The organism is Pseudomonas sp. PDM04 (assembly GCF_014851765.1).
GTDB lineage: Bacteria > Pseudomonadota > Gammaproteobacteria > Pseudomonadales > Pseudomonadaceae > Aquipseudomonas.
This window is the reverse complement of record NZ_JACVAI010000001.1, coordinates 419,478-433,675: the sequence shown is the minus strand read 5'-3', so window position 1 is coordinate 433,675 and position 14,198 is coordinate 419,478. Positions and strand designations below refer to the sequence as shown.

General features: G+C 62.6%; 11 protein-coding genes. 6 read left to right on the top strand and 5 right to left on the bottom strand.

The genetic code is table 11. The features are described from left to right. Nucleotides 1-52: 52 nt before the first annotated feature. Nucleotides 53-739 (top strand): alpha/beta family hydrolase, encoded by a 687-nt coding sequence (locus tag IB249_RS02000; RefSeq protein WP_225606799.1) that lies wholly within the window; start codon nt 53-55, stop codon nt 737-739. Nucleotides 740-868: 129 nt separating this feature from the next. On the opposite strand, the gene IB249_RS01995 is transcribed toward IB249_RS02000, so the two are convergent. The 3 genes from IB249_RS01995 to acnA form a co-directional block, all read right to left on the bottom strand. Beyond that, nucleotides 869-2,434: a methyl-accepting chemotaxis protein gene (locus tag IB249_RS01995; protein ID WP_192301847.1), complete on the bottom strand. Its 1,566-nt coding sequence runs from the start codon at nt 2,432-2,434 to the stop codon at nt 869-871. Between the two features lie 104 nt (nt 2,435-2,538). After that, complete coding sequence (locus IB249_RS01990; protein ID WP_192301846.1) at nt 2,539-3,330, bottom strand: type II CAAX prenyl endopeptidase Rce1 family protein; 792 nt, start codon at nt 3,328-3,330, stop codon at nt 2,539-2,541. Between the two features lie 143 nt (nt 3,331-3,473). Further along, nucleotides 3,474-6,215, bottom strand: a complete 2,742-nt coding sequence (gene acnA / locus IB249_RS01985; RefSeq protein ID WP_192301845.1) for an aconitate hydratase AcnA — start codon at nt 6,213-6,215, stop codon at nt 3,474-3,476. 382 nt (nt 6,216-6,597) lie between these two features. Between acnA and rlmM the strand changes: the two genes are divergently transcribed. Together rlmM and tusA are read left to right on the top strand one after the other, a co-directional pair. After that, nucleotides 6,598-7,671: a 23S rRNA (cytidine(2498)-2'-O)-methyltransferase RlmM gene (rlmM, locus tag IB249_RS01980; protein WP_192301844.1), complete on the top strand. Its 1,074-nt coding sequence runs from the start codon at nt 6,598-6,600 to the stop codon at nt 7,669-7,671. A 76-nt stretch (nt 7,672-7,747) separates the two neighbouring features. Next, nucleotides 7,748-7,999 carry a sulfurtransferase TusA gene (tusA, locus tag IB249_RS01975; RefSeq protein WP_192301843.1) on the top strand — a complete coding sequence of 84 codons (252 nt, stop codon included), beginning with the start codon at nt 7,748-7,750 and terminating at the stop codon, nt 7,997-7,999. On the opposite strand, the gene IB249_RS01970 is transcribed toward tusA, so the two are convergent. Further along, on the bottom strand, nt 7,972-9,402 hold the full coding sequence (locus tag IB249_RS01970; protein WP_192301842.1) for an MATE family efflux transporter: 1,431 nt from the start codon (nt 9,400-9,402) through the stop codon (nt 7,972-7,974). The two genes, tusA and IB249_RS01970, sit on opposite strands and share 28 nt — an antisense overlap. Nucleotides 9,403-9,618: 216 nt before the next feature. Between IB249_RS01970 and pdxB the strand changes: the two genes are divergently transcribed. Continuing rightward, complete coding sequence (pdxB, locus tag IB249_RS01965; RefSeq protein ID WP_192301841.1) at nt 9,619-10,761, top strand: 4-phosphoerythronate dehydrogenase PdxB; 1,143 nt, start codon at nt 9,619-9,621, stop codon at nt 10,759-10,761. A gap of 108 nt (nt 10,762-10,869) precedes the next feature. Here pdxB and IB249_RS01960 read toward each other — a convergent pair whose 3' ends face one another. After that, nucleotides 10,870-11,049, bottom strand: a complete 180-nt coding sequence (locus IB249_RS01960; protein ID WP_192301840.1) for a PA1571 family protein — start codon at nt 11,047-11,049, stop codon at nt 10,870-10,872. A gap of 255 nt (nt 11,050-11,304) precedes the next feature. Here IB249_RS01960 and IB249_RS01955 point away from each other — a divergent pair, with 255 nt between their 5' ends. After that, nucleotides 11,305-13,071 (top strand): ABC transporter transmembrane domain-containing protein, encoded by a 1,767-nt coding sequence (locus IB249_RS01955; RefSeq protein WP_192301839.1) that lies wholly within the window; start codon nt 11,305-11,307, stop codon nt 13,069-13,071. Between the two features lie 65 nt (nt 13,072-13,136). Next, nucleotides 13,137-14,171, top strand: a complete 1,035-nt coding sequence (locus tag IB249_RS01950; protein ID WP_192302803.1) for a Fic family protein — start codon at nt 13,137-13,139, stop codon at nt 14,169-14,171. Nucleotides 14,172-14,198 lie beyond the last annotated feature (27 nt).

The following is a 14,198-nucleotide window of genomic DNA, read 5'->3' as shown; positions in this document are numbered from 1 at the left end:
GGCAGACGCACCCTTCGACTGGAGTTATAGGCAGACTAAAAGCGAGGCAAGCATGGACAAAGAGCACAATGCCAGTATTGACGGGGATCAATGGGCGCGGTGCCTGCACGAACATGGATGGTTGTGGAATGCGGCCTCTTCAACGGACTCGGCGCAACCGGTGACCCTGATACTCGCCCATGGCGCCGGTGCGCCGATGGACAGCGACTGGATGAACGACATGGCTGCGCGCCTCGCCGCACGGGGCGTCAACGTGGTGCGCTTCGAGTTTCCCTACATGGCGCAACGTCGGGTCGATGGCGGTAAACGTCCGCCGAACCCGGCGCCAAAACTCCTGGAGTGCTGGCGTGAGGTGTATGCCGTGGTGCGACGCCATGTCGCCGGGCGCCTGGCCATCGGCGGCAAGTCCATGGGCGGACGAATGGCCAGTCTTTTGGCCGATGAGCTGGGAGCCGATGCGCTGGTGTGCCTGGGTTATCCGTTTTACGCGGCGGGCAAGCCCGAGAAGCCGCGGGTCGAGCACTTGGCGGGCTTGAAGACGCGCACGTTGATTGTCCAGGGCGAGCGCGATGCGCTGGGCAATCGCGAGGCGGTCGAGGGGTATGCGCTGTCACCGGGCATCGAGATCGGCTGGCTGGCCGCGGGGGACCATGATTTGAAGCCGTTGAAGGCCTCCGGGTTGACCCATGAGCAGCATTTGGCGACGGCGGCGGCGAGGGTGGCTGCGTTTCTGCGGTGAGGCATGCAGGCCTTTCCGGCACCTCTTCGCGAGCTGGCTCGCGATTGAAGTCTTCATGCCTCTTTTTTCACAGCGGCAATAAAAAACCCGGAGGCTTTCACCGTCCGGGTTCTTGACTGGCAGCAACCCTCAGCGGTTGAACCGCTCCACCAGCGAATACTGGGTGTTCGCGGTCTTGATCAGTTCTTCACTGAGCAACGCCGAGTTCTGGGCCTGTTCCGAGGTCTGGTCTGCCAGGTGAGAGATGTTGCTGATGTTGCGGCTGATTTCCTCGGCCACCGAGCTTTGCTCTTCGGTCGCGGCGGCGATCTGCGTGGTCATGTCGGTGATGTTGGCCACCGCCTCGCTGATCCCGACCAGGGCCTGATCTGCTTCCAGGACCCGCGCCACACCTTCCTCGGCCTGGCGATGGCCAGCGTCCATGGTCTGCACGGCGGAGTTGGCGGTTTGTTGCAGCTTGGCGATCAGGGCGTGGATCTGCCCGGTGGACTCGCTGGTGCGCTGCGCCAGTTGGCGGACTTCGTCTGCCACCACCGCGAACCCGCGCCCCATCTCACCCGCACGCGCCGCTTCGATGGCCGCGTTCAGCGCCAGCAGGTTGGTCTGGTCGGCGATGCCCTTGATCACATCGACCACGCCGCCGATTTCGTCGCTGTCCTTGGCCAGCTGCGTCACGGTCAGGCCGGTTTCACCCACGACCTCCGACAGACGCTGAATCGCATCGCGGGTTTCCCCGGCAATGTCGCGACCACGACCGGTCAGGCGATTGGCTTCCTGGGTAGCGTCGGCGGTGCGCTGTACGTGGCTGGCCACTTCCTGGGTGGTGGCGGCCATCTGATTGACCGCCGTGGCCACCTGCTCGGTCTCGACGCGCTGGCGCTCCAGGCCGGTGGAACTGTCGTGGGCCAGCGAGTCGGACTGCCTGGCCTGCTCGGTCAGGTGTTCGGCGGTGTCCTGCAGGCGGGTCAGGCAGGTTCGCAGGCGTGCTTCCTGGCTGAGGATCGACATCTCCAGGCGCGCCTGTGCGCCACGGCTATCGGTGTACATCTGCGCGATCAGCGGATCGGACGTGGTCTGTTCGGCCAGGCGCAGCAAGCGCTTGAGGCCGCGCTGTTGCCAGCTCAGCCCCAGCAGCCCCAGGGGCACGGAAAGGCCGGCGGCCAGAGCAAAACCCCACTGGGAGTTGAGCGAAGCGCCGATCATGAAGCTCAGTTGGCTGACCAGGATGAATGGCACCCAGTCCTGCAGCACCGGCAACCATTTATCGGAGGATGGAATCGCCGACTTGCCCTGGTTGATGCGCTGGTAAAGCGCTTTGGCGCGCTGGATCTGTTCGGCGGTGGGTTTGACCCGTACCGACTCGTAACCGATGACCTGATTGCCTTCATAGACTGGCGTGACGTAGGCGTTGACCCAGTAGTAGTCACCGCTTTTGCAGCGGTTTTTGACAATGCCCATCCAGGGCAGGCCCTGTTTCAGCGTGCCCCACATGTGGGCGAACACGGCGGCCGGTACGTCGGGGTGACGGACCAGGTTGTGGGGGGCACGGATCAATTCATCACGGGAATACCCGCTGATGTCGACGAACGCGTCGTTGCAGTAGGTGATGACGCCCTTGGTATCGGTCGTGGAAATCAACCGTTGTTGAGCCGGGAACGTCCGTTCGCTCTGAGTAATGGGCTGGTTGTTACGCATGGCTTTTTTTTGTCCGCAAGGCTTTCACAGGTTGTCGGCAACGCCAGCGATTAATTGAAATTATTTTTTGATATTCGGCAGTGCGTCGCAAAGTGACCGTTGCGTCAGCCGGCCAGCATCGGGTAGGTGAACAGGCCGAAATGCAGCAGGTTCAAACCGAAGTGCGTGGCAATGGCCGCCCCCAATCCGCCGAAGCGGTAGGCCAGGCCGTAGCCGATGCCCGCCAGGGCGGACAGCAACACCCATTGCCAGCCCGCGCTCAAGTGAGCCAGGCCAAACAGCAGCGCGGCGAGCAGCAGGGCCAGGTGTTCGCCTTGCGGCAGGTGTTTGAACGCCCGGGCAAGCCCTCCCTGGATGTAACCGCGAAACAGCGCTTCCTCCACCAGCGTCACCAGCAACAGGTTGTTGAACAACCACAGCCAGGCCTGGTCAGGCCATTTCGGGGCCCAGTCGATCACGCCCAGCAACGCGGCACCGCCCAACGCCAGCACGGCGCTCACGGCCAGACCCATCGCCGTGGCGTACGCGGACAGGCGCAGTGAGCGCCGGCCGACGATCCATGGGCAGACCAGCAGCAGCCAGAAGCCGATCAGCGGTTTGTCCAGGTTCAGGTACATGGAAAACGGCACCGCATCGTCGCTGAAACGCTGCGGATTGATGCCGCGGCCGTTGTAGAAACCCGGGAGCCAGTGCAGTGCCAGCGCCAGGGCCATGAACAGGAACAAGGCGTGTCCGAGATGGCGACCGAATCGCAGTTGGCGCTGGCGGGCGGCCAACCCGGCGGTCAGCAGCAGTGCAATGGAAATGCCCGACAACCAGCCAAGGTGGCCGTAGGCCAGGGCCAGGCCGTAGCCCAGGGAGAGCAGAATCAGGTAGGTCCAGGGCAGGGCGGGCATTGGGTGTCCTTGTGGGCGAAATGAAGCCGAGCAACCGGCCCCACAGGCATGGGTGGGCGGGAGGCTGAGGCGCGGCGATTATAGGGATCAATACCCCGAAAATAAAAACACCGCCCGAAGGCGGTGCAGTGATCACGCGTTGCTCAAGAGGCTATCAACTGTCGCAGTACGTAATGCAGGATCCCCCCTGACTTGAAGTACTCGACTTCATTCAGGGTGTCGATCCGGCACAACACCTCGATCTTCTCCCGGCTGCCGTTTTCACGGGTGATGACCAGCGTCAGGTTCATGCGCGGGGTCAGCTCGACACCGGTCAGGCCAAGGATGTCCAGGGTTTCCTTGCCGGTCAGGTTCAGGCTCTTGCGGTTCTGATCGAGCTTGAATTGCAGCGGCAGCACGCCCATGCCCACCAGGTTGGAACGGTGGATGCGTTCGAAGCTTTCGGCGATGACCGCCTTGACCCCGAGCAGATTGGTGCCCTTGGCAGCCCAGTCGCGACTGGAGCCGGTCCCGTATTCCTGACCGGCAATGACCACCAGCGGTGTGCCGCTGGCCTGGTAGCGCATGGCTGCGTCGTAGATCGCCATCCGTTCCCCGGTCGGGATGTAAAGGGTGTTGCCGCCTTCCTCGCCGCCGAGCATTTCGTTGCGAATGCGGATGTTGGCGAAGGTGCCGCGCATCATCACTTCATGGTTGCCGCGCCGGGAACCGTAGGAGTTGAAGTCGCGCGGTTCCACCCCTTTCTCCCGCAGGTAGTGCCCTGCCGGACTGTCGGACTTGATGTTGCCGGCGGGCGAGATGTGGTCGGTGGTCACCGAGTCGCCCAGCAGCGCGAGGACCCGCGCCCCCGTCACGTCCCTGACCACTGGCGGCGGGCCGCCGATGTCGTCGAAGAACGGCGGGTGCTGGATGTAAGTCGAATCATCCTGCCAGACATAGGTCGCTGCCTGGGGTACCTCGATCGCTTGCCATTGTTCGTCGCCGGCAAACACCTCGGCATATTCCTTGTGGAACATCGCCGTGTTGACCTGGTTCACCGCGTCGGCGATTTCCTGGGTGCTTGGCCAGATGTCCCGCAGGTAGACCAGGTTGCCGTCCTTGTCTTCGCCCAAGGGTTCGCTGCTGATATCGATGCGCACCGTGCCGGCCAGCGCGTAGGCGACGACCAGCGGCGGGGAGGCCAGCCAGTTGGTTTTCACCAGCGGGTGCACCCGCCCTTCGAAGTTGCGGTTGCCCGACAGCACCGAAGCGACGGTCAGGTCGGCGCTCTGGATGGCTTTTTCGATCGGCTCGGGCAGCGGCCCGGAGTTGCCGATGCAAGTGGTGCAGCCGTAACCCACCAGGTCGAAACCGAGCTGATCCAGGTACGGCGTCAGGCCGGCCGCCTTATAGTAGTCGGTCACCACCTTGGAACCGGGGGCCAGCGAGCTTTTCACCCAGGGTTTGCGCTTGAGGCCTTTTTCCACGGCTTTTTTCGCCACCAGGCCGGCGGCCATCATCACGCTAGGGTTGGAGGTGTTGGTGCATGAGGTGATGGCAGCGATCACCACCGCGCCGTTTTTCAGCCGGTGGGTCTGGCCTTCGAACTGGTAATCCGCTTCGCCGGCCATGTCGGCATTGCCCACTGCCACGCCGCCACCGCCTTCGCTTTCGAGGCGGCCTTCTTCCTTGCTGGTAGGTTTGAGGGCGATGCCGAGGAAATCGCTGAACGCCTGCGCCACGTTGGGCAGGGCGACCCGGTCCTGCGGGCGTTTGGGCCCGGCGAGGCTGGCTTCGACGCTGGCCATGTCCAGCGCCAGGCTGTCGGTGAACACCGGTTCCCGGCCCGGCAGGCGCCACAGGCCCTGGGCCTTGCTGTAGGCCTCGACCAGCTTCACGGTGTCGAGCGGGCGGCCCGACAGGCGCAGGTAATCCAGCGTCACGTCATCCACCGGGAAGAAACCACAGGTGGCACCGTATTCCGGGGCCATGTTGGCGATGGTCGCGCGGTCGGCCAGCGGCAGGTCGGCCAGGCCATCGCCATAGAACTCGACGAATTTGCCGACCACGCCTTTCTTGCGCAGCATCTGCGTGACCGTCAGCACCAGGTCGGTGGCGGTGATGCCTTCCTTGAGCTTGCCGGTGAGCTTGAAGCCGATCACTTCCGGAATCAGCATCGACACCGGTTGGCCGAGCATCGCCGCTTCCGCCTCGATACCGCCGACGCCCCAGCCCAGTACGCCGAGGCCGTTGATCATGGTGGTGTGGGAATCGGTGCCCACCAGGGTGTCGGGGAAGGCGTAGGTGCGACCGTCCTCGTCCTTGGTCCAGACGGTGCGGCCGAGGTATTCAAGGTTGACCTGGTGGCAGATGCCGGTGCCCGGCGGCACCACGCTGAAGTTGTCGAAGGCACTCTGGCCCCAGCGCAGAAAGGCATAACGCTCGCCATTGCGCTGCATCTCGATGTCGACGTTCTGTTCGAAGGCGCTTGGGCTGGCAAATTTGTCGACCATCACCGAGTGGTCGATCACCAGGTCCACCGGCGACAGCGGATTGATGCGCTGCGGATCGCCACCGGCCTTGGCCATGGCGGCGCGCATGGCTGCCAGGTCGACCACGGCGGGAACGCCGGTAAAGTCCTGCATCAACACCCGCGCCGGGCGGTACTGGATTTCGCGATCCGAGCGGCGTTCCTTGAGCCAGGCGGCAATTGCCCGCAGGTCGGCGCCGGTGACGGTTTTTTCGTCCTCCCAGCGCAGCAGGTTTTCCAGCAGGACTTTCAGCGACATCGGCAGCCTGTCCAGGTCACCGAGGCTTTTTGCAGCGTCGGGCAGGCTGAAATAGTGGTACGTCTTGTCGTCGACTTGCAGGGTTTTAAGGGTTTTCAGGCTATCGAGGGACGGCATTGCAATCACTCCTTTGCGTCCGCACGGCTACGGACTGAGGGGACGGGCAGAGCATTAAACCTAGCCCTGTTTGCTGCGTAAGGCGAATGACCGGTTGCCTTTTTTTGGCAGCTCGGTGGGTACGATACTCAGAGTCTGTGACCATCGTGATGGTTCGACCGGATCGCCTCAATCGTCAGATGGTGTGATGCCACTAAACCAAGGGATATTGCATCCGGGCCCTTTGCGTGGGCGGGCAAAATTCCGGGGGCTGCATTGAATCGCCGGGTCCAGGGGCTCGAACTCGGCTATCATGCGCCGGTTTTCATGACAGGCTTTGCTTCAACGCAAGCCTGGGCATCGCGCAGTGGTTGAATGTCTCGCCATCTGCCCAGGAGTAAAGATGAACACCCTTTTCATGCATTGCCGACCGGGCTTCGAAGGTGAAGTCTGTTCGGAGATTTCCGAGCACGCCGCTCGGCTCAACGTGGCCGGCTACGCCAAGGCGAAAGCCGCCAGCGCCTATGCCGAGTTCGTCTGTACCGAAGAAGAGGGCGCCGAGCGCCTGATGCGCGGTCTGCGTTTCGCCGATCTGATCTTCCCGCGCCAGTGGGCCCGGGGGATGTTCATCGATCTGCCGGAAACCGACCGTATCAGCGTGATCCTCGCGCACTTGGTGGACGTTGCCCCGTGCGGCAGCCTGTGGCTGGAAATGGTCGACACCAACGACGGCAAGGCGCTGTCGAACTTCTGCAAGAAATTCGAGGTGCACCTGCGCAAGGCCCTGTTGGCGGCGGGCAAACTGGTGGATGACCCGAGCAAGCCACGTCTGTTGCTGACCTTCAAAAGCGGTCGCGAAGTGTTCCTGGGCCTGGCCGAGCCGAACAATTCGGCGATGTGGCCGATGGGCATTCCGCGCCTGAAGTTTCCCCGGGAGGCGCCGAGTCGCTCGACCCTGAAGCTGGAAGAAGCCTGGCACCACTTCATCCCCCGGGAGCAGTGGGACGAGCGCCTGCACAGCGACATGACCGGTGTCGACCTCGGTGCCGCGCCGGGTGGCTGGACCTGGCAACTGGTCAACCGCGGCATGCTGGTGACCGCCATCGATAATGGCCCGATGGCCGAAAGCCTGATGGACACGGGCCTGGTGCAACATTTGATGGCCGATGGCTTCACCTACAAACCCCGGCAACCGGTGGACTGGATGGTCTGCGACATCGTCGAGAAGCCCGCGCGCAATGCGGCGATGCTGGAAGAGTGGATCGGCGAAGGTCATTGCCGTGAAGCGGTGGTCAACCTCAAGTTGCCGATGAAACAACGCTACGCCGAAGTGACGCGCTTGCTGGAACGCATCGCCGATGGGTTCAAGGCCCGCGGCATCCGGGTCGAGATCGGCTGCAAGCAGCTGTATCACGACCGCGAGGAGGTCACCTGCCACTTGCGCCGGCTGGATGTGAAGAAGCCCAAGGCCCGCTGACCGAAGCGTTTGCGCAGGGTGGATGACGATGGACCCGGCATTGCGCGACAATGCCGGCCTGCTTCAGGAGTAAATCATGAGTGAACTGCTTGATACGCCGGTAGACGGCACCCTCGACGCCACCGGCCTGAACTGCCCGGAGCCGGTGATGATGCTGCACCAGCACATCCGTGACCTGGCCCCCGGCGGCCTGCTCAAGGTGATCGCCACCGACCCGTCGACCCGCCGCGACATCCCCAAGTTCTGCGTATTCCTCGACCACGAATTGGTTGCGCAGCATGAAGAGGCTGGCACCTACCTCTACTGGATTCGCAAGAAACTTGCCTGACCGGCGCCCCGGCTGATGCGGATCCGCTGGCGCGCACTGCGCGTCAGGCGGATCGTCAGCATCAGCGCCGCGCAGCTCAGTCCCACGATCAAGCCTTGCCACAACCCGCTCGGGCCGCTCGGCGCGCCGAACCAGTCGGTCAACCCCAGCGTGTACCCCACCGGCAACCCGATGCCCCAGTAGGCGAACAGGGTCAGGACCATCGTCACCCGCGTGTCCTGGTACCCGCGCAGTGCGCCGGCTGCCGTGACCTGGATCGCATCGGAAAACTGGAACAGCGCCGAATACACGATCAGCATCGCCGCCACGTGAATCACCGTCGGGTCGGCGGTGTAGATCGTCGCGATGTGCTCGCGCAACAACAGCATCATGCTCGCGGAAATACACGCATAGGCCAGTGCGGTGCCCATCCCGACACCGGCGGCGAACCGCGCTTCACGGGGCTCCTGGCGGCCAAGCGCCTGGCCGACACGTACGGTCACGGCCATGCCCAGGGAGTAGGGGATCATGAACACCAGCGAGCTGAAGTTCAGCGCGATCTGGTGGCCCGCCACCACGGTAGCGCCCAGGCTGCCGATCAACAGCGCGATCACGGCAAAGATGCTCGACTCGGCGAACACCGCGATGCCGATCGGCAGGCCGATGGCCAGCAGGCGTTTGATCACCGACCATTGTGGCCAGTCGAAACGGCTGAACAACTGGCTCGAGCGATAGACGGGCGCCCAGCGTTCCCAGGCGGCCATGCCCAGCGCCATGATCCACATCACGATGGCCGTGGCCCAGCCGCACCCGACACCGCCCATGGCCGGCACACCGAAGTGGCCATAAATGAACACGTAGTTCAGCGGGATATTCAGCGCCAGGGCACACAGGCCGATGACCATGGCCGGGCGCGTGCGTCCCAGGCCATCGCTGAAACAGCGCAGCACGTGGTAGAGCGCCACGGCCGGTAAACCGCTGGCGATGCCGTGCAGGTATTGCATGCAGGGACCGATCAGCTCGGGGTCGACCTTCATGATGTGCAGCACCGGTTCGGCGCACAGCAACAGCGTGGTCGCGATCAAACCCACGACAATTGCCAGCCACAAAGCCTGGCGCACGATCGGGCCGATTTCGCTGTGGGTGCCGGCGCCAAAACGCTGGGCAACTTTCGGCGTGGTGGCCAGCAGGGTGCCGGTCATCAGCAGGAACACCGGAACCCAGATCGAGTTGCCCAGTGCCACCGCCGCCAGGTCTCTGGGGCCGACACGACCGGCCATCACCGCATCGACGAAGCCCATCGCCGTGGTTGCCAGTTGCGCAATCATGATGGGCAGCGCCAGGCCGAGCAGGTTCTTCAGCTCCAGGCGGACCCGGGCCAGGCGGTCAAGGGAAGCGGCGGGGCGGTCGGTCACGGAATTCAAGGGCGAAACGTCCAAATAGTTGAGGCGCTGGGCGGCGCATTCTACGCCCTGACGCAACGGTCAGGAAAAATCCTGTGTTAGCGATTTGTAATCCCCGGATCGCACTCACCCGTTGTCGGAGCAGTCGGGCGCGCAGCCACCGGTTAAAACCGAGAGCCGCGCTAGGCGTGACCCGCTATCTGCGCCTACACTGCCGATCCGCCAAAGGAGCCTGCCATGCTGATTGTTGCCGACGAAAATATCCCGCTGCTCGACGCGTTCTTCGCCCGCTTCGGCGAAATCCGCCGGGTACCCGGGCGTTCCATCGACCGCGCCACCGTCGAGCAGGCCGATGTCCTGCTGGTGCGTTCGGTGACCCGCGTCGATCGCGCGCTGCTCGAAGGCAGCAAGGTGCGTTTCGTCGGTACTTGCACCATTGGCACCGATCACCTGGACCTCGATTATTTCCAGCAGGCTGGCATCACCTGGTCCAGCGCTCCGGGCTGCAATGCCCGTGGCGTGGTCGACTATGTACTGGGCAGTCTGCTGACCCTCGCCGACATCGAAGGCGCCGACCTGACCCAGCGCACTTACGGTGTGGTCGGTGCCGGTGAAGTCGGTGGCCGGCTGGTCAAGGTGCTGCAAGGCCTTGGCTGGAAAGTGCTGGTATGCGATCCGCCACGGCAGGCCGCGCAGGGGGGCGATTTCGTCAGTCTCGAGCACATCATCGAGCAATGCGATGTCATCAGTCTGCACACGCCGCTGACCCGATCGGGCGCTGGATCGACCTGGCACCTGTTTGACGATCGCCGCCTGAACCAGCTCAAGCCGGGCGCCTGGCTGATCAACGCCAGCCGCGGTCCGGTGGTGGATAACGCTGCGCTGCGCGAGGTGTTGCTCGAGCGCGAGGACCTGCAAGCGGTGTTGGATGTCTGGGAAAACGAGCCCGAAGTCGATGTGGCACTGGCTGAACTCTGTGTACTGGCCACCCCGCACATCGCCGGCTACAGCCTCGATGGCAAACAGCGCGGGACGGCACAGATCTATCAGGCATTCTGCGATTTCCTCGGACTGCCTGCCCAGGTCAAGTTGAGCGACCTGTTGCCGTCGCCCTGGCTGTCACAGGTGACATTGAACGCCGACTGCGACCCGGCCTGGGCGCTGGCCATGGTGTGCCGTGGCGTGTACGACCCGCGCCGTGACGACGCGGATTTCCGCCGCAGCCTGGTCGGCAGCGTGAGCGAACAGCGTGCGGCGTTCGACGCGTTGCGCAAGCACTACCCATCGCGGCGGGAAATCGATGGGTTGCAGGTACGGATCGAGGGGGATTCGCCTGAGTTGCGCAGGATAGTGGCGGCGCTGGGCGCGTCGGCCATCTAGAAAACCGTGCGAGCCTGTCGCGATCGGCCCGGCCCCGCCAGGTGTTTTCCAGATGACACCCACAAAAAACCCGGCCATCAAGGCCGGGTCCAGAAGACGGTGGCTATATCAATCTTGTTTGGCAGGCTTGACCAATCGTTTTTCCAGTTCGCGGCAGGCGTCCTGGATCATGCCTTCGGTGATTGGTACTTCGCGGCCTTTTTCGTCAATGATCGAGCAACCCAGAGACTGGTTCGGTTGCGTGCGGATCACTTGAATCTTGTCGCTGCTGCTGTTTTGCAAGGACATGGCCTGTCTCCTCATCAGGTTGTGCGCTTACTGTAGAACCGCCAGGTGACCGGGCTGTGACAACTCCCTGCGATCTTTGCGGGGCGGCGACGCCAGTCCACCAGAAATAACCGTGTGTGGCTAGCCGAGCCTTAGACCAATAGCGCCTAGGGTGTGGTCATTGCGGTCATAATTAACCTGACTCATTGTGATTTACAGAGTTCCCCCCATTACAGGGTAGAGCCGGTCCCATAATCCACGAACGGGAACATCCTGATGCTTTCTGCCCGCCACCGCCGCGCGATTCGCCTGGCCAGTCGTTTTCTCCTGCCGTATCGCTGGCAATCCTTCGCAGCCTTGCTGGCGCTGATTGTCACGGCGGGCATCACCCTGTCCATGGGGCAGGGGATCCGGCTGCTGGTGGACCAGGGTTTCATGACGCAGTCCGCGCATTTGCTGAACCAGACCATTGGCCTGTTCATGCTTCTGGTGTTGGGCCTGGCGGTCGGAACCTTCGTGCGTTTTTACCTGGTGTCGTGGATCGGTGAGCGTGTGGTGGCCGACATCCGCCGACAGGTGTTCAACCATCTGGTTTACCTGCATCCGGGCTTCTACGAAAACAATCGCAGTTCCGAGATCCAGTCGCGATTGACGGCCGACACGACGTTGCTGCAATCGGTGATCGGCTCGTCGTTGTCGCTGTTTCTGCGCAATCTGTTGATGGTGATCGGCGGGATCGTGTTGCTGTTCATCACCAACCCCAAGCTGACCAGCATCGTCGTCATTGCCTTGCCGCTGGTGATCGCACCGATCCTGATCTTCGGTCGGCGGGTCCGCAGCCTGTCGCGCCTGAGCCAGGACCGAATTGCCGACATCGGCAGCTACGTGTCCGAAACCCTGGGCCAGATCAAGACCGTGCAGGCCTATAACCATCAAGTCCAGGACGAGCAGCGCTTTGCCGCGACCGTGGAAGAAGCGTTCAACACCGCCCGCAAGCGGATTTTCCAGCGTGCCTGGCTGATTACCCTGGTGATCGTGCTGGTGCTGGGCGCCGTGGGCGTGATGCTGTGGGTCGGCGGCATGGATGTGATGGCCGGGCGGATTTCCGCAGGCGAACTGGCGGCGTTCGTCTTCTACAGCCTGATCGTCGGCAGTGCGTTCGGCACCCTGAGCGAAGTGATTGGCGAGCTGCAACGCGCCGCCGGGGCCGCCGAGCGGATCGCCGAATTGCTGCGTTCGGAAAACATCATCCAGCCGCCGTCGACCGGGCTGGTGACACTGCCCGAACGGGTCGCCGGCAATCTGGTGCTGCAGGACGTGCGCTTTTCCTATCCGTCGCGCCCTGAAAGCTTCGCCATCGATGGCTTGAGTCTGACCGTCAAGGCCGGTGAAACCCTGGCGCTGGTGGGCCCTTCCGGCGCAGGCAAGTCAACGGTCTATGACCTGCTGCTGCGTTTCTACGACCCGGCCGAAGGGTGCATCCTGCTGGACGGTGTGCCGCTGGCCCAACTTGACCCACTCGACCTGCGGCGTTGTTTCGCCCTGGTTTCGCAATCCCCGGCGCTGTTTTTCGGCAGCATCGAGGAGAACCTTCGCTACGGCAACCCGACGGCGACCCTGGAGCAGGTTCGTGACGCCGCGAAAATCGCTTACGCCCACGACTTCATCGAAGCCATGCCCCAGGGCTACCAGACGCATCTGGGCGATGCCGGCCTCGGCCTGTCCGGTGGTCAACGCCAACGCCTGGCCATTGCCCGGGCATTGCTGGTGGACGCGCCCATCCTGCTGCTCGACGAAGCGACCAGTGCCCTCGATGCCCAGAGCGAACACCTGATCCAGCAAGCCCTGCCGAGCCTGATGAAAAATCGCACCACCCTGGTCATCGCCCACCGCCTGGCCACGGTAAAGAACGCCGACCGGATCGCCGTGATGGACCAGGGAAAACTGGTGGCGGTGGGTACGCACCAGGAGTTGATTGCCAGCAACGCCTTGTACGCCCGGCTGGCGGCGCTGCAGTTCAATGACGGGCATGAGGCGGCATGATCAGCGGTGCCGATGACGCCGGGTTCGGGCATCATGTCGAACTCACTGCGAACATGGATGAGGATATGGGTCGTTACCAACCACCTTTGACGCTGACCCCTGCAATGTTGACCTTGATTGCCGAGATCAGTGAGCAGATTGGTCGACTGTCGGCGGGAGAAAGTAGGAAGCAAACACCTCAGCTGCGACGGGGTAATCGTATTCGCACGATTCAGGCGTCGCTGGCGATCGAGAACAATACACTGAGTATTCAGCAAGTGACCGCTGTTCTGGCGGGGAAGCGTGTGCTGGGTTTGCCTCGGGAAATCCAGGAAGTGCGTAATGCCTTCGCGGCTTACGAGGCCATGTCAGAGTGGCAGCCAAACAGTCGAGCCCACTTGCTCACAGCGCATCAGATGCTGATGGGCGGGCTGATCGACGACAGTGGGCGGTTTCGCCAAGCCGGTGTGGGTATCTATCGGGGTGACAAACTGGTTCATATGGCTCCGCCGCCGAGTCGGGTTGCTCATTTGGTAGAGGAACTGCTGGCTTGGCTTGGCAGTTCTGATTGGCATCCCTTGATCATCAGTTGCGTCTTTCACTATGAGTTCGAGTTTATCCACCCGTTCGCCGACGGCAATGGCCGCATGGGGCGCTTATGGCAGACGCTCATCCTCAGTCAGTGGCGTCCGGTGCTGGCTTATCTGCCAGTTGAATCGGTGATACGAGACCAGCAAGATGCCTATTACGGTGCGTTGTCCGCAGCTGATCAGTTGGCCGAGGCGACACCTTTTGTTGAGTTCATGTTGCAGGCATTGCGTCTTGCGCTACAGGAAGCGGCGAGAAGCGAACTGTTGACCGACCAAGTAACCGACCAAGTAACCGACCAAGTAGCGAAGCTGCTGGGTGCCCTCGATGGAGCTACGCCGCTAAAGGTTAACGATCTGATGACGGAGCTCGGATTGGCTCACAAGGCGACCTTTAGGGCCAACTATCTCAAGCCTGCATTGGTTTCGGGTTTGATTGAGATGACCGACCCTGACTCGCCCCGTAGCCCGATTCAGCGATACCGACTCACCCCGCATGGCCAGAATGTCGCAGCAGCGCTTCGGTCTGCGTGAGAGCTTGAGCGCCATGAAAAATGCCCG

What these genes read in the sequence shown, in the direction of transcription:
- tusA (WP_192301843.1), top strand. Translation starts at nt 7,748, where the DNA reads ATGAGTGAACTGCTTGATACGCCGGTAGACGGCACCCTCGACGCCACC.
- IB249_RS02000 (WP_225606799.1), top strand. Translation starts at nt 53, where the DNA reads ATGGACAAAGAGCACAATGCCAGTATTGACGGGGATCAATGGGCGCGG.
- IB249_RS01995 (WP_192301847.1), bottom strand. Translation starts at nt 2,434, where the DNA reads ATGCGTAACAACCAGCCCATTACTCAGAGCGAACGGACGTTCCCGGCT.
- IB249_RS01955 (WP_192301839.1), top strand. Translation starts at nt 11,305, where the DNA reads ATGCTTTCTGCCCGCCACCGCCGCGCGATTCGCCTGGCCAGTCGTTTT.
- acnA (WP_192301845.1), bottom strand. Translation starts at nt 6,215, where the DNA reads ATGCCGTCCCTCGATAGCCTGAAAACCCTTAAAACCCTGCAAGTCGAC.
- IB249_RS01990 (WP_192301846.1), bottom strand. Translation starts at nt 3,330, where the DNA reads ATGCCCGCCCTGCCCTGGACCTACCTGATTCTGCTCTCCCTGGGCTAC.
- pdxB (WP_192301841.1), top strand. Translation starts at nt 9,619, where the DNA reads ATGCTGATTGTTGCCGACGAAAATATCCCGCTGCTCGACGCGTTCTTC.
- IB249_RS01960 (WP_192301840.1), bottom strand. Translation starts at nt 11,049, where the DNA reads ATGTCCTTGCAAAACAGCAGCAGCGACAAGATTCAAGTGATCCGCACG.
- IB249_RS01950 (WP_192302803.1), top strand. Translation starts at nt 13,137, where the DNA reads ATGGGTCGTTACCAACCACCTTTGACGCTGACCCCTGCAATGTTGACC.
- rlmM (WP_192301844.1), top strand. Translation starts at nt 6,598, where the DNA reads ATGAACACCCTTTTCATGCATTGCCGACCGGGCTTCGAAGGTGAAGTC.